The following is an 821-nucleotide window of genomic DNA, read 5'->3' as shown; positions in this document are numbered from 1 at the left end:
GGCACTGTTGCAAAGTTAGCGATGAGGCAGCCTTTTGTCTTATTCAAAGGCCTTACATTTCAAAAACTCTGCTTACCAGGCGCATTTCGCCCAGGGGATCACCATAATAAAATGCTGAGGCCTGGCCTTTGCGTAGTGCACGCATCACCTCAATACCTTTGATGGTGGCGTAAGCCGTCTTCATGGATTTAAATCCCAGCGTGGCGCCGATTATCCGTTTCAGTTTGCCATGATCGCATTCAATCACGTTGTTCCGGTACTTAATCTGTCGGTGTTCAACGTCAGACGGGCACCGGCCTTCGCGTTTGAGCAGAGCAAGCGCGCGACCATAGGCGGGCGCTTTATCCGTGTTGATGAATCGCGGGATCTGCCACTTCTTCACGTTGTTGAGGATTTTACCCAGAAACCGGTATGCAGCTTTGCTGTTACGACGGGAGGAGATATAAAAATCGACAGTGCGGCCCCGGCTGTCGACGGCCCGGTACAGATACGCCCAGCGGCCATTGACCTTCACGTAGGTTTCATCCATGTGCCACGGGCAAAGATCGGAAGGGTTACGCCAGTACCAGCGCAGCCGTTTTTCCATTTCAGGCGCATAACGCTGAACCCAGCGGTAAATCGTGGAGTGATCGACATTCACTCCGCGTTCAGCCAGCATCTCCTGCAGCTCACGGTAACTGATGCCGTATTTGCAGTACCAGCGTACGGCCCACAGAATGATGTCACGCTGAAAATGCCGGCCTTTGAATGGGTTCATGTGCAGCTCCATCAGCAAAAGGGGATGATAAGTTTATCACCACCGACTATTTGCAACAGTGCCC

Annotated in this window: 1 protein-coding gene; it reads right to left on the bottom strand. The window is 52.4% G+C overall.

From position 1 onward, the window contains the following. Positions 1-52: 52 nt before the first annotated feature. Positions 53-757: an IS6-like element IS26 family transposase gene (locus L972_RS12410; protein WP_001067834.1), complete on the bottom strand. Its 705-nt coding sequence runs from the start codon at positions 755-757 to the stop codon at positions 53-55. Between the last annotated feature and the right edge of the window lie 64 nt (positions 758-821).

Source organism: Aeromonas sp. ZOR0001, from assembly GCF_000801015.1.
GTDB lineage: Bacteria > Pseudomonadota > Gammaproteobacteria > Enterobacterales > Aeromonadaceae > Aeromonas > Aeromonas veronii.
This window is presented reverse-complemented; position numbering and strand designations above follow the sequence as displayed.